The organism is Alteromonas salexigens, assembly GCF_025628895.1.
Taxonomy (GTDB): Bacteria; Pseudomonadota; Gammaproteobacteria; order Enterobacterales; family Alteromonadaceae; genus Alteromonas; species Alteromonas salexigens.
Genome location: NZ_JAOTJC010000013.1, coordinates 1 through 14,153, shown reverse-complemented (window position 1 = coordinate 14,153; position 14,153 = coordinate 1). Strand labels below are relative to the sequence as shown.

Annotated in this window: 12 protein-coding genes and 1 tRNA gene; 9 read left to right on the top strand and 4 right to left on the bottom strand. The window is 50.7% G+C overall.

Annotated features, from left to right (window positions below; genetic code table 11):
* The first annotated feature begins 15 nt into the window (after positions 1 to 15).
* The 7 genes from OCL06_RS14500 to rpsO all read left to right on the top strand — a co-directional run bounded on the left by OCL06_RS14500 (position 16) and on the right by rpsO (position 7,080).
* A tRNA-Met gene (locus tag OCL06_RS14500) sits at positions 16 to 92 on the top strand.
* 511 nt (positions 93 to 603) lie between these two features.
* Positions 604 to 1,062 carry a ribosome maturation factor RimP gene (gene rimP, locus OCL06_RS14495; protein ID WP_262995826.1) on the top strand — a complete coding sequence of 153 codons (459 nt, stop codon included), beginning with the start codon at positions 604 to 606 and terminating at the stop codon, positions 1,060 to 1,062.
* 43 nt (positions 1,063 to 1,105) lie between these two features.
* Positions 1,106 to 2,617, top strand: coding sequence for a transcription termination factor NusA (gene nusA / locus OCL06_RS14490; protein ID WP_262995824.1), 1,512 nt, complete (start codon positions 1,106 to 1,108; stop codon positions 2,615 to 2,617).
* A gap of 6 nt (positions 2,618 to 2,623) precedes the next feature.
* Entirely contained in the window at positions 2,624 to 5,233 is a 2,610-nt protein-coding gene (infB, locus tag OCL06_RS14485; RefSeq protein WP_262995822.1) for a translation initiation factor IF-2, read from the top strand.
* An 81-nt stretch (positions 5,234 to 5,314) separates the two neighbouring features.
* The gene (gene rbfA / locus OCL06_RS14480; RefSeq protein ID WP_262995820.1) at positions 5,315 to 5,719 is read left to right on the top strand and encodes a 30S ribosome-binding factor RbfA; all 405 of its coding nucleotides are present in this window, start codon (positions 5,315 to 5,317) and stop codon (positions 5,717 to 5,719) included.
* Positions 5,719 to 6,702 (top strand): tRNA pseudouridine(55) synthase TruB, encoded by a 984-nt coding sequence (truB, locus tag OCL06_RS14475; protein ID WP_262995818.1) that lies wholly within the window; start codon positions 5,719 to 5,721, stop codon positions 6,700 to 6,702. The genes rbfA and truB overlap by 1 nt, the downstream gene beginning before the upstream one ends.
* A 108-nt stretch (positions 6,703 to 6,810) precedes the next feature.
* Entirely contained in the window at positions 6,811 to 7,080 is a 270-nt protein-coding gene (gene rpsO, locus OCL06_RS14470) for a 30S ribosomal protein S15 (protein WP_262995816.1), read from the top strand.
* 265 nt (positions 7,081 to 7,345) lie between these two features.
* On the opposite strand, the gene OCL06_RS14465 is transcribed toward rpsO, so the two are convergent.
* The 3 genes from OCL06_RS14465 to OCL06_RS14455 form a co-directional block, all read right to left on the bottom strand.
* Complete coding sequence (locus tag OCL06_RS14465; protein WP_262995813.1) at positions 7,346 to 8,161, bottom strand: hypothetical protein; 816 nt, start codon at positions 8,159 to 8,161, stop codon at positions 7,346 to 7,348.
* 110 nt (positions 8,162 to 8,271) lie between these two features.
* A complete protein-coding gene (locus OCL06_RS14460) occupies positions 8,272 to 9,021 on the bottom strand; it encodes a thioredoxin domain-containing protein (protein ID WP_262995811.1) in 750 nt (249 codons plus the stop codon).
* A 3-nt stretch (positions 9,022 to 9,024) separates the two neighbouring features.
* Positions 9,025 to 10,578, bottom strand: a complete 1,554-nt coding sequence (locus tag OCL06_RS14455; protein WP_262995809.1) for a bifunctional GNAT family N-acetyltransferase/carbon-nitrogen hydrolase family protein — start codon at positions 10,576 to 10,578, stop codon at positions 9,025 to 9,027.
* 267 nt (positions 10,579 to 10,845) lie between these two features.
* Between OCL06_RS14455 and OCL06_RS14450 the strand changes: the two genes are divergently transcribed.
* Both OCL06_RS14450 and OCL06_RS14445 read left to right on the top strand, forming a co-directional pair.
* Complete coding sequence (locus OCL06_RS14450) at positions 10,846 to 11,520, top strand: 2OG-Fe(II) oxygenase (RefSeq protein ID WP_262995807.1); 675 nt, start codon at positions 10,846 to 10,848, stop codon at positions 11,518 to 11,520.
* A gap of 203 nt (positions 11,521 to 11,723) precedes the next feature.
* A complete protein-coding gene (locus tag OCL06_RS14445) occupies positions 11,724 to 13,412 on the top strand; it encodes a response regulator (RefSeq protein ID WP_262995806.1) in 1,689 nt (562 codons plus the stop codon).
* 28 nt (positions 13,413 to 13,440) lie between these two features.
* Here the strand turns inward: OCL06_RS14445 and OCL06_RS14440 are convergent, their stop codons facing one another.
* The gene (locus OCL06_RS14440) at positions 13,441 to 14,028 is read right to left on the bottom strand and encodes a DUF2252 family protein (RefSeq protein WP_262995804.1); all 588 of its coding nucleotides are present in this window, start codon (positions 14,026 to 14,028) and stop codon (positions 13,441 to 13,443) included.
* Between the last annotated feature and the right edge of the window lie 125 nt (positions 14,029 to 14,153).

Genomic DNA, 14,153 nt, shown 5'->3' with positions numbered 1-14,153 from the left:
CAAAACCAGTTCAGACGCGGGATGGAGCAGTCTGGTAGCTCGTCGGGCTCATAACCCGAAGGTCGTAGGTTCAAATCCTGCTCCCGCAACCACACATGAAGGCCCTGATATTAATCAGGGCTTTTTTTTATCTGTCACTCTGATCCCTTAGAATACGATTTCGTTGACGCCGCACTTGCCCAGCAACATGGTGTATGGTTCTAGCCGCATTCACTTGATCCTTACTGCGCCGGTCACCGAATTCAATGTTATTGATGTGGAAATTTATAAGTCTGTGCTTTGGGTCAATGAATGCCCGCCATTAAACCGGTGTGTTGCGTAATCCGTGTTCAGGCAGTATAATGCGGTCACGATTCAGGGCAATAGCGGGCTCCCTCTGTTAGAATTGGATAGTAACGCATTGCCTGGTAGCAGACTTCCACTGTTTGGTGGCACCACCCATGAGTCTGCGTCTGTCTTTGGGCAGGTATGGGTCCAGAATTACATAAAAGCCCCGCTAGTCCGGGGCTTTTTGTTGTATTTACGCTCAGTACCACCGAGCCGGTAGTGACGAGCTTTACAGGATGGGCGTTAACGCCCTTTTTTTGTTTTTGGAGGTATGGATTGGCGAGGCTTGAAGATAAATTGACTGACATGCTGGAACCCGGAGTCGAAGCACTGGGCTTTGAGCTTGTTGGGGTCGAGTTTGTACGTGCAGGTAAGCACTCAATTTTACGGGTGTTTATTGATCATGAAAACGGGATCACCGTAGATGATTGTGCGGATGTCAGCCATCAGGTTAGCGCAATCCTGGATGTGGAAGATCCCATCAGCACCGAATACAACCTGGAAGTTTCATCACCGGGTATGGACAGACCCCTGTTTAAAGAGAAACATTATCAGGCGGCAATTGGCGAGGTAGTTCAAGTTCGTCTCGCGATGCCAATGGATAACCGCCGTAACTTCAAAGGCCAGGTGGTGGCCTGTGAAGATGGCGTTGTCAGTATTGACGTGGATGGCCAGCAGTTCCAGTTAGCTGTGGCGAATATCGAAAAAGGTAACGTTGTTCCCACGTTCGACTAATGGAACAGCAGCGCTTTCATGATGAAAGCAAAGTGAGGCGAAAATGAATAAAGAAATTTTGTTAGTGGCGGAAGCCGTTTCAAATGAAAAACAAGTGCCCCGGGAAAAGATTTTTGAAGCATTGGAATTTGCTATTGCCAGTGCTACCAAGAAGAAGAACGAAGGCGAAATTGAAGTTCGCGTAAGCATCGACAGAACCACGGGTGATTTCGATACGTTCAGACGCTGGCTGGTTATCCCGGACGATCAGGAACAAGAGAATCCGTATGCAGAGCTGACATTTTCTGCAGCGCAGATTGACGAGCCTGAAATACAGCCTGGTGACTATGTAGAAGAGCAAATCGAATCTATTGCATTCGACCGCATTACTACGCAAACGGCAAAGCAGGTCATCGTGCAAAAAGTTCGTGAAGCAGAACGTGCGCAGATGATTGCCGAGTATGAAGATAAGGTTGGCGAACTGGTTACCGGTACCGTCAAAAAGGTAAACCGCGACAACATCATCATTGACCTGGGCAATAACGCCGAGGGTGTTATCTACCGTGATGACATGCTGCCACGCGAAACCTTCCGTCCAGGTGACAGGGTTCGCGGGCTGCTTTATGTTATCCGTCCTGAAGCCCGTGGTGCGCAGCTGTTCGTCAGCCGTACTCATCCGGACATGCTGGTAGAGCTGTTCCGTCTTGAAGTGCCGGAAATTGCTGAAGAAACACTGGAAATTAAATCGGCTGCCCGGGATCCGGGTTCGCGAGCGAAGATTGCAGTGAAAACCAACGACAAGCGTTTAGACCCGGTCGGCGCCTGTGTAGGTATGCGTGGTTCACGCGTCCAGGCAGTCTCTGGTGAGCTGGGCGGCGAGCGTGTTGATATTGTGTTGTGGGATGAAAACCCGGCGCAATTTGTAATCAACGCTATGGCTCCTGCGGAAGTAGCGTCAATTGTAGTTGACGAAGACAGCCACCTGATGGATGTGGCAGTTGAAGCAGATAATCTGGCACAGGCGATTGGCCGTAATGGTCAGAACGTGCGCCTGGCTTCACAGCTGACAGGCTGGGAACTGAACGTCATGACCATTGACGATCTGAACAAGAAGCATGAAGAAGAGAACTCCAAGGTACTTAACCTGTTTATGACAGGTCTGGACCTTGACGAAGACTTCGCCATGGTATTGATTGACGAAGGCTTCAGCACGCTGGAAGAAGTGGCGTATGTACCTACCAGTGAGCTGCTGGCCATCGATGGCCTGGACGAAGACACCGTCGAAGAATTACGAAATCGTGCGAGAGCGTTCCTGACGACGCGCGCTCTGGCGAATGAAGAAAGCCTGGAAGGTGCAGAGCCCACAGAAGCGCTGCTGAACCTGGAAGGTATGACTAAACACGTTGCCTACGTGCTGGCCAGCCGCGGAATTGCTGATTTAGAGCAACTGGCTGAGCAAGGCACTGACGATATTAGCGACATTGATGAACTGGACGAGGAAACTGCCGGCTCAATCATTATGGCTGCACGTAATATCGTTTGGTTTAACGAAGAATCAGGTCAACAGGGGGAATAACACATAATGGCAGAAGTATCGATTGAAAAGCTCGCCAGTGACATTGGAACAACCGTTGACCGTTTGGTTGCTCAGTTTAAAGATGCGGGCATAACCAAGCAGGCGAATACTCAGGTTACCGAAGACGAAAAGCGACAGTTGCTTGATCATCTGAGTAAACAACACGGCAGCACCAGTCTGGGTGAGCCAAAGAAAATGACGCTTAAGCGGAAGTCGACCAGCACACTCAGCGTGGGCAAGTCGAAACAAGTGAAAGTAGAAGTACGTAAAAAGCGTACATACGTGAAGCGTTCAGACATTGAAGAGCAGCGCCTGGCTGAAGAAGAAGCCAAGCGTCAGGAAGAAGAAGCTCGCGCTAAACGTGAAGCCGAAGAAAAGGCCGCACAAGAAGCGAAGCGCGCTGCTGAAGAGAAAGTGCGTAAGGCGGACGAAGCGCGCAAAGCGGCTGAAAAAGAACGTGCCGAACGTGCTGAAAAAGCGCGTAAAGAAGCAGAAGCCCGTCGCGAAGACGAGCCTGAGCTGACGGCAGAAGAAAAAGCCGAACAGGAAGCGGCGCGCAAAGAAGAAGAACGTTTGCGGAAAGCGCAGGAAGAAGAAGCGCATAAGAAGTTGGAAGAAGAGGCCAAGAAGGCGGCTGATGAAGCACGCAAACTGGCCGAGGAAAACGAACGTCGTTGGAAAGAAGAAGAAGAGCGCCGTAAGAAAGCCGAAGCAGAAGAGGTGCATTTGCACTCAAATCGTTACGCGCAGCAAGCCGAAGACGAACAGGATCTGCAGGTTGAGCGTTCTACCAGACGACGTAAAAAGTCCAAGAAAAATGCGGGAGAACATTTGAAGCAAAGCTTTAAGAAACCAGCTCAACCAGTTGAGCGTGTAGTAAAAATTGGCGCCACTATTTCAGTGGGTGAACTGGCCAATCGCCTGGCTGTGAAGTCAAACGTGGTAATTAAAGCCATGATGAAAATGGGCGAGATGGCAACCATAAACCAGGTTCTGGACCAGGATACTGCCGTATTGGTAGTTGAGGAAATGGGTCACAAATACGAACTGGTGAACGATAACGCGCTGGAAGACGAACTGTTGGCAGAGCACGTAGGTGGCGAGAAAACTACCCGTGCACCGGTGGTGACCATTATGGGTCACGTTGACCACGGTAAGACCTCGTTACTGGATTACATTCGTCGCGCTAAAGTAGCAGCAGGCGAAGCCGGCGGTATTACTCAGCACATTGGTGCGTATAAAGTAACCAATGACGACGGCGAAATTACCTTCCTGGATACACCAGGACACGCGGCGTTTACTGCCATGCGTGCTCGTGGAGCGAACGCCACTGATATCGTAGTCTTGGTGGTAGCAGCCGACGACGGTGTTATGCCACAAACGAAAGAAGCTGTGCAGCATTCACGTGCAGCCGGTGTACCGCTGATTATCGCGGTTAACAAGATGGATAAGGAAACGGCCGACCCTGACCGTGTGAAAACTGAGCTGTCTCAGCTTGAAGTTATCTCGGAAGAATGGGGCGGTGAGCACCAGTTCGTTAACGTATCGGCCAAAACCGGTATGGGCGTAGATGATTTGCTGGAAGCCATTAACCTGCAGGCGGAAGTATTAGATTTACAAGCCGTTGCAGATGGCCCGGGTCGCGGTATCGTTATCGAATCGCGTCTGGATAAAGGCCGTGGACCCGTAGCCTCAGTACTGATTCAGGAAGGCCAGCTGAAAGCCGGTGATATCTTGCTGTGCGGTGAAGAGTACGGTCGTGTACGTGCTATGCGCGACGAACACGGTACTGATCTGAAGGTAGCCGGACCGTCTACGCCGGTAGAAGTGTTAGGTCTGTCTGGTGTACCGGTAGCCGGTGAAGATGCAGCAGTAGTGAAAGACGAGCGTAAAGCCCGTGAAGTTGCTGCCAAACGTCATCAGAAGAAACGTGAACTGAAACTGGCCCGTCAGCAGAAAGCCAAGTTGGAAAACATGTTTGCGAACATGGAATCGGGTGATGTCAGCGAACTGAACATCGTTCTGAAAGCCGACGTACAAGGTTCTGTAGAAGCGATTGCCGAGTCACTCACTAAGCTGTCTACCAGCGAAGTGAAAGTGAACATTGTCGGTAGCGGTGTGGGCGGAATTACTGAAACTGATGCCTCACTGGCAGCAGCGTCAGGCGCCATTGTAGTTGGCTTCAACGTACGTGCCGATGCATCTGCACGTCGCATGCTGGAGTCTGAAGAAGTTGACCTGCGTTACTACAGCGTTATCTATAACCTGATTGATGAAGTTCGTGCGGCAATGAGCGGTATGCTTCAGCCGGAATTCAAACAGCAAATTATGGGTCTGGCAGAAGTACGTGATGTGTTTAAGTCACCGAAGCTGGGCGCAATTGCAGGCTGTATGGTAACGGAAGGTAACATCAAGCGTAGTAACCCCATTCGCGTACTGCGCGACAATGTGGTTATTTACGAAGGTGAGCTGGAATCGCTGCGCCGTTATAAAGACGATGTGCAGGAAGTGCGTAACGGCATGGAATGTGGTATCGGCGTGAAGAACTACAACGACGTCAAAGTGGGCGACCAAATTGAAGTCTTCGAAGTTGTTGAAGTGAAGCGCGAATTATAATCGCCGGTCGCTAAAACAGTAAGAGAAGCGGGGGCCGAAGCCCCCGTTTTTGTCTGTATAGTCCGGGATGAGGAGAATATTATGGCTCGTGAATTTTCACGCACCGACAGGGTAGCGCAACAAGTCCATAAGGAAGTTGCCAGTATCCTGCAAAATGAGTACAAGCATAGAGTAGGCAACCTGCCACTGATCACAGTGTCTGATGTGGAAGTGTCACGGGACCTTGCCCATGCGAAGATTTTTATCACTATCTACAACGCGGAAGAAGGCGAAGAAAAGGCGCAGGTAAAGCAGCTTAAAGAATATAACTTCTTTATTCGCAGCCTGTTGGCTAAACGCCTTCGCATGCGTTCCGTGCCGCACCTGCATTTCTTCCAGGACACTTCGATTACTGAGGGTATGCGCATTTCCAGTCTGGTCTCACAAACTGTTGCGAAAGATGCTGAAAAGCGCGGTGACCCTCAGGATCCTGAAGAGCAGGACTAATGGCCAGACGTCGTAAAGGCCGCAGTATCAACGGCATTTTATTATTAGATAAACCGTTAGGTGGTTCCTCGAATCAGCTGTTACAGAAAGTTCGCTGGCTGTATCAGGCGCAAAAAGCCGGGCATACTGGCGCACTCGACCCGTTGGCGAGCGGCATGTTGCCGCTTTGCCTGGGCGAAGCCACAAAGTTTTCACAGTTTCTGTTAGACGCCGAGAAAACGTATGAAGTGACTGCCCGGTTGGGTGTGCGAACAACCACATCCGACGCAGATGGTGAGGTAGTTGAAGAGAAGCCAGTGACGGCCGATTCCGACACGATACGTCAGGTGTGCATGAGCTTTCTAGGTGCCTCTAAACAGGTTCCGTCCATGTACTCTGCACTGAAGCATGAAGGCAAGCCCCTTTACCATTATGCGCGTCAGGGCATCACCATAGAACGGCCGGCTCGGGACATCCATATCTACGAATTGGACATCCATAGTATTACTGCTGATGAACTCACTATGCGGGTGAAATGCAGTAAGGGAACCTATATCCGTTCGCTGGTTGATGACATCGGTCAGCAGCTGGGTTGCGGTGCCTATGTTACCCGGCTCCATCGTACCGAAGTCGCAGACTATCCGACTGATAGAATGGTCCCTCTGAGTGTGCTTGAGCAGTTGCACGAGGCAGGCCAGCATCAGGACTTTACCAAGCTGGATGAGCTGTTATTACCTATGGATACGGCGGTATTGCGGTTGCCTAAAGTCGTCATTGATGATGCGCAGCGTAGCCGGTTTGAGAACGGGCAGAGCGTGAGTGGCGAATGTGCTGAAGGGCTTGTAGAAGGCACGGCATACCGGGTTTATCACGACTCAGATAGCGCTGACCTGTTTCTCGGTGTCGGTGAAGGTGTGGTCGCTCCGATGGATCAGCCCGCGCATAAGCATGACGGCAAAGTTTTTGTGAACCCGAAACGCAGAGTCGTGTACGAATTGCCCTAGAAAGCCAGAATAGGCTTGCGTATAACAAGTGCGTCATTATAATACGCGCTTCCTATGGCCTTGCTGAATTAGTGATCGGCGAGGTTTTACCTTAATCAGGAGATTAATATGTCACTAACGAAAGCAGAAGTAGCAAAACTTGTTGAAGAGTATGGCGTAAAAGAAGGTGATACAGGTTCACCAGAAGTTCAGGTTGCGTTACTGACTCACAACATTAACAAGCTTCAGGGGCACTTCTCTGACCATAAGAAAGATCACCACTCACGTCGTGGTCTGCTGCGTATGGTTAGCCAACGTCGTAAATTACTGGACTACCTGAAAGGCAAGAACGCTGAGCGTTACCTTGACCTTATCAAGCGTCTGGGTCTGCGTCGCTAAGCACAGCCCTAACGAAAAAAGCGCCGAAAGGCGCTTTTTTTGTGTCTGCTGATTTGTAGTTATATCGTATGCATACGAGAGAGTTCGCTAGTTACTGTAAGCTTGGCAATTGCAGCAAAGCCTCAGGGGGCCGCACTTCAGTTGAGGATGTTGCTTAAGGTCATCGGGTATACACCCAACAATACGGAAGCTAGCCATGCTAAGTAGTTGGCTATCAGTAAAGGCTCATTGAGAAAAAGGCTCACTGAAGTGAGCCTGGGATAGGTTAATTAGTGTCTTGTTCGCCTGCTGGCGGCGCGCTGCCAGAGGGCGGGGAGGAGCGCGTTACTACCTTGGTGGCAATTTCGCGCAGCTCGTTCTCTAAGCTGGCTATACGGCCAGTTAGGGTGCTGCTGCGTTGTTCGAGTACGGACAGTTTGTCGTTCACGTTTTCAATCGCCTGCACACGCTGCTGTTTGTCACTGGCAGCCTGTTCCAGCTGGACGTTTACCGCTAACAACTCATCAGCCAGGTTGGCCAGCTGATTTCGTAGCGCGGATACCTGTGACGCCTGTTGTTTGACATCGCCACTGACCTTTTCAACGTTTTTCTCCAGGCCGGCTTTCACGTTGGTGATGCGTTCACCCAGGTCAGCGATTTCTTGCTGGTTACGGCGCCAGGCGGATGCCCAGAGCTTATCCATTTGTTCCCAGAGTTCGTTGGTCTTGTTGGTCAGCTCGTTGACCTTCACCTGCAGCGCAACCGTTGACTCACCAATTTCTTCACCAGTCGCCGACAGTTTCTTTTCGAGCTCAGCAATGCGAGTCTCGGCCTGGTCAGCTATCTGCTGTTGTTGTTGCAGTAAGGTGAACAGATAATAGCAGCCACCGATACCCGCCAGCGCAATTAGCGCAACCAGCACCAGCCAGATGCCGTTACCGCCTGACTTCGCCGGCGGGGCCGTTGATGCTGTAGAAGAGGGCGGGGGCGTATTTTTCTTGCTGCCGCCGGGCGCCGGTTGCTTTTTCTGTTGATAAGCGCGGCGGTCTTCCTCATCCAGCTTAATGGTTGGGAAATCATCGTTTTTCGAATCGTTTGCCATATTATCTCTTAACTATTCCGTAATGCGTTATTTAACACGACAATAAGCGTATTTACGCGATGGTAGCGTTAATTACGTTGCAATACCAACTTGTTATGTCGCTCTACCGATTACATTGTCTTCAGCGGTGCATATTCGGGTAGATCGCTCTCTTCGACGGTATTGCGCCGATGGAGTTCCACTAAATCATGCTGCAACTGGTAGCGGAAGCGACGAACTTCATTCCACATTTTATCTAAAGTGGTTCTGTCTGGCAGCTGTTGCTTACTTTCTGCAGCCAGCAGCGGCCCGAGTTTGGCATAAGCCTGATACAGTACCTCGGCCTGTTGCTGCTCAAACGTACTAAGTGCGGCTGGGACATTGTGATCGTCCGGAGATTTCACGGTATTGCCATTCTCAGCCTGCGACGACAGGTAATGGGCAAAGCTGCCTGCTGACTCAGAATGGGCCGACTGCCATCGCTGGACACTGTCACGGTTAAGCAGAGTGGCAGAGTCTGGCGCGATAACCATCACAGACGGGGTGCCGAAATAGGCGGGATGGTTATATCGTGTAAGTACGTGTGACAAATTGTCCAGCCAGGCAGCATCTATGACGGCAAGTTCATAGTGTTGCTGAATGACATTGCTAACCTCTGACGTTTGCAAATATTCAGCAAGAGCCCGGGAATCATGACACCAGTTCGCACCTATTACCAGTAACAGTAACTTGTCATTGTTACTGGCCGCATGTTCAGTGGCCTTTACGTATTCCAGTCGCTCTTCATTGATATGATAAAACGCACTGTCGTCCCCGGCCGCCATAAGCGGGCTGCTTAACAGGCAGCACAAGACTGCCACAAGTACTTTTACGTGAGACATAGGTTAATCACCACCAATCCATTCCACGCGATACAGATCCCGTCGTCTGTCCAGGTAATTACGCACCGACCCCTCGTTTTGCAGCTTGGTAAGTTTATCCAAATCGAGGTCAACAATGAGCGTCATCTCAGTGTTAGGCGTAGTTTCCGACACAATAGCATCGTGGGGGAAAGCAAAGTCAGAGGGCGAAAATACTGCAGTCTGACCATACTGAATGTCTACATTGTCTACTTTGGGCAAGTTGCCGACACTGCCGGCAATAGCCACATAGCATTCGTTTTCGATGGCCCGCGCCTGAGCACAGCGCTGTACTCTGAGATAGCCATTTTTGGTGTCTGTCCAGAAGGGGACCATCAGGATCTGCATTTCCTGTTCACTCAGGAGGCGGCCCAGCTCCGGGAACTCGACGTCATAACAAATCAGCACACCAATTTTACCAAAATCGGTATCGAATACTTTCAGGCTGTTCCCGCCTTTCATTATCCAGTCTTTTTTCTCGTGGGGTGTGGGGTGCAGTTTATACTGGCTCTCAATGGTGCCATCCCGTTTGCACACGTAGCTGACATTATACAACTCATCTTCTTCTACCACGGGCATGGAGCCCGCAATAATATTGATATTGTAGGAAACCGCCAGGTGCGACATAGCTGCCAGAATTTCATCGGTATAGGTCGCCAGATGCCAGATAGCATCAATTGACGAGTCGGATGGTGACAGCCCCATCAGCGGCGCGTTGAAGAACTCCGGAAACAGGGCGACGTCGCAGTTGTAATCAGACAGGGCATCGACGAAGTACTCAACCTGCTGTAGCAGCTCTTCGACATTATTGAAGTAGCGCATTTGCCATTGTACGCAGCCTATTCGGGCACTCGATTTAATTCCTCCGATCAGCTTCCGGTTGCCGGGCTCATAGTAAATGTTGTGCCACTGCAATAGCGTAGCGTAGCCCTGCGACGCTTCATCTTCCGGGAGGTAAGCCTGCATTACTTGCTTCACTTCGAAGCCATTGGAGAGCTGGAAGGTGAGAATGGGATCGTAGATGTCTTTAGACTTTACCTGCTCAATGTACTCATACGGGCTCAGCTCGCTGGCGTAATTGCGGTAGTTCGGGATCCGTCCGCCGGCCATGATGGATTTCAGGTTAAGGTTGCGACACAGCTCCTTGCGGGCTTCGTATAAACGCCGGCCCAGTCGTAAACCCCGGTATTCGGGACTGACAATGACTTCTACGCCGTACAATACATCGCCGTTTGGATCATGGGTAGTCAGATAGGCATCGCCGGTGATTTCGTCATAACTGTGCTTATCGCCAAACTGGTCGTAGTCAACAATCACCGAAATGGCAAAAGCCACCACCTTGCCTTTGTCTTCAATACAAATTTGCCCGTCTGAGAAGGTATTAACCTGAGCCTTAAAGTTCTTATATGGCCATGCCCCGCCAACGTTAGCGTAGACGGTGTCCATCAATTCTTTTACTTCGTCATAATCATCAAGGCGCAGATTACGCAATTCCAGATGATGTTCGGTATCTTCTACCATGGTTTGGTCTTGGCTCATTAACTTCTACCTTTTTACAGAATGTACGGTGACGGGCAGCCAGCGCTATGATTACGCCAGCTGGCCTGCCAATAATCTCGCTGATAATAGCTACAGTGTGCAGCGTAGATAGGTTCAGCGTCAGCCTCCGCACAGGAGCACAGTATTGTTGCAACGATTATGACCTAAATCCCGTTGGCATCCACGCTTTTTTGTCATTGTCGCTTGCTAAAATCTGACTTTCAGCATATAACGCGACTGCCTAAACACTGAGGAGTATGGTGCGCTATGAGCGCTATTGCTGTTGCCCCGCAATCTGCGGATATTTCTTCTTCTGATACTGCTGTATTTGCCCGTATTGCCAGTGGCCTGCGCGAAAACGGGTATGCCATTGTAGAAAATGCGTTGCCGGAATCACTGCAGACCGTACTGCGACTCAGTCAGGCTCAGTTATCGCAGGCCGATTATCATATGGGCGGCATAGGGCGACAATCCGGTTTTCAGCGCATAGAAGATATCCGTAATGACGGCGTGTGTTGGATAGATGGCGCCACAGGTGGCGGTAAAGCATGGCTAAACTGGACCGAATCACTTCGCCAGCACCTTAACAGGCAACTGTTCATGGGGTTGTTTTCATTTGAAAGTCACTTTGCACATTATCCACCCGGGCACTTTTATAAAACCCATTACGATGCGTTCCGGGGCCAGGGTAACCGGGTGGTGAGCCTGGTCACTTACCTTAATGAAAGCTGGAGTGAGGCCGACGGCGGCGAGCTCGTTGTGTACCGCGATGACAACGACACTGCGGGTATCCCTGTGTTACCCAAGCCTGGCACGTTGGTTGCGTTTCTGAGTGAAGAGTTTCCCCATGAAGTGTTGCCTGCCCGCCGAGATCGTTACTCTGTGGCCGGCTGGTTTAGGATGAATACCTCATCTGCGGATGTAGTTGATCCGCCGCGCTAGCAGTTGCCTCACAAAAATTAATTTTCACACACAGCTTTGCTGGTAACTGGTATTCCAGTTACCAGCAGTGGTACTATCCGTAAACCGGCGCGTGTACAGGCATCACAACACAGCCTGTCGGTCTGACCCGCCAGCATCCAACCCGGCATTAGGGAAATCAAGCGCCGGATAAACGGAAATTATTGTTTGTTAAGTGGTTAAACATGATGGAAAAAATCCCGGACCCGACGCCGAGAGAAGAACTGACTTTTCTGATTATTGACAATCAGGGATTGGTACACGACGTAGTAACCTCCACGCTCAAGGCTATGGGGATTGCAAAGGTGAGCAGCGCACTGAACGCATTTCATGCCCTCAGACTGTGTGAGCAGACCCGTTTTGATTTTGTTCTCATCGCGTTTAATGTCAGCAATGATAAAGACGGTTTTCATTTGTTTGAAGAACTCAAGCACCTGAATCATATTGATGACAGAACCACTGTAATTTTTCTCAGTGCAGAAACCAGCAGCGCGTTGGTTAACTGTATTGTAGAGCTGCAACCCGATGACTTTTGGGTAAAGCCCCTCGATAAAAAACGGATAAAACAACGCCTGACTTACCTGATCAGCGTGCGCAGTAAACTGAATAAAGTCCTTCACTGCATGGCCGAGCGCGATTTTTCCGCAGCAATTTATCACGCCGAGCGACAACTCAAAGACCCGGCAGTCAGCGACTATCACCCTCGCATGAAGCGTTTGATTGGCGAATGCTTGTTGCACCTGCGGGACTACTCTTCGGCGGAAACCTATTATCGAAAGCTTCTGGATGAAGTAGACCATGCCTGGTGCCACATTGGGTTAGCGCGCTCGCTATTGCGCCAGGATAAGCTGGAAGAGGCGCAAACACTGGTAGAAGACATGCTGGTGCGTGCTGATACTAAGTTCCTGACCTACGATCTGCTGGCCCAGTACTTCATAGAAAAAGAGCAGTTCCCTCAGGCCTATGAGCAGGTGAAGCAAGCCAGTAAACTGGCTCCGCGCAACATCGAGCGAAACAAAAAGCTCTGGGATCTGGCCAGACTTAACCACGACAAGCATGGTCAGCTTGATGCGGTGCAAAACATGGCTAAGTTCGCTAAAAATTCTATTCACGACTCGCCGGAGCTGCAGTTGAATGTCATTCGCTCTACCATTGATTTGGCCACCAGTAAAAGCGATACCGCCGCGGAAATTCTGTTGCGCCGCGCCCACTCAGAGCTTGATGAGCTAAAACAACGCAAGGGCATGGAAAAGCAGCTTGGTGACCAGTTCAAGGTCATTGAGGCCCGGCTGCTGTGTTTGCAGAATGAAAAAAAAGCGGCTGAAAACCTCATGCGGCAAAAAGCCAGTGTGGTGGAAGGCCACTCCATGGAAGATAACCTGGATAAGATGAAAGCATTCCACGAGCTGGGGATGCGCGAGCAGTGTCTGAATATTTTAGATAAGCTGCGCCAGCAGATTGAAGGGGACACCTTCTCAAGTCAGGTGGTAGACGAATACCTTAAGCAAGAGTCGATAGAGCGTAAAGAAATTCACTTTACCACCAAAGAGCTCAAGCAGATGGCGGCTGTGAATTATAAAGAAAACCGGCTGGCACCGGCCTATAATAATCTCAGGCAGGCATTAACGCTCACCCCCCAGGACACGCAACTGGCGCTGAGCTTATTAAAAGTTCTGGTGCAAATTAATAAATCTAACGCGCTCACTGCCGAACAACTCACGACCGCAAAACATACTGTTGCACTGCTGTCGGCGGAGTCGATAGCCCCCACGCATCAGCAGAAACGGGATCAATATATCAAAGCGCTGGGTTTGAGTGTTGACGCCGAAAACGATAACCAGGCTGCAGAGGGCCTGCTTACGTCTGCAGAGTAACCCTTGAAGAGTCGGGACTTATCTGTAGTTAGTCCGGTGTGGCCGGCTCAGGTGAGTCGCTGAATGCGCGATAGTCTGCCAGCACTTGCCTGAAGTAGCGTTCAGCTTCTCCACACAGCGCATTGCGCTGAGAACGTAGTGTATGGCTGGCGGTTTCTGCAAACTCCACTGAGCGCCTGTCAGCACGGCAATGTGCCAGCGCCAGAGCATTACCACAGTACCGGGCGAACGCCACAAACCCTCCGTCTACGGCCTTTTTACCGGTACCAATATCTTTCGGGTCCAGCCCCACTTTGGCGTGATGTCTGGATCGGATAAGCCAGTGTGCATTCTGCCAGACCACCTCATCCAGTAATAAGTCAGGACGACGCTGCATCTTGCGCTGGCAGCGGGCCGTGAGGTGCGCGGGATTAAGTTCGTTAATTGGACTGAGGCCGGGAAAAAACGCGAGCGGCGCAGCCTGGCGCTGTTGCTTGACTTCCACCACATGACAGCGGGCGAACGCCTGGGCATCGTGAGGGTGGGGGGGACCTACCAAAAAATAATAACGGGCCATATTCACCGAGCCGGTGCCGGCATTTTTACGGGCGACAATATCAATAATAGTGTCGTCCATATAGGGTGCAAAGCCTGCTTCAAGAGCGGTGTATTGCTGGGGATCCAGCCCAATGCCAGTCAGTTAAGCTGACTGGCATTTTTCTTTTTAGGGTATTTACGAGGCAGTCCCTTCACTACCCGTGG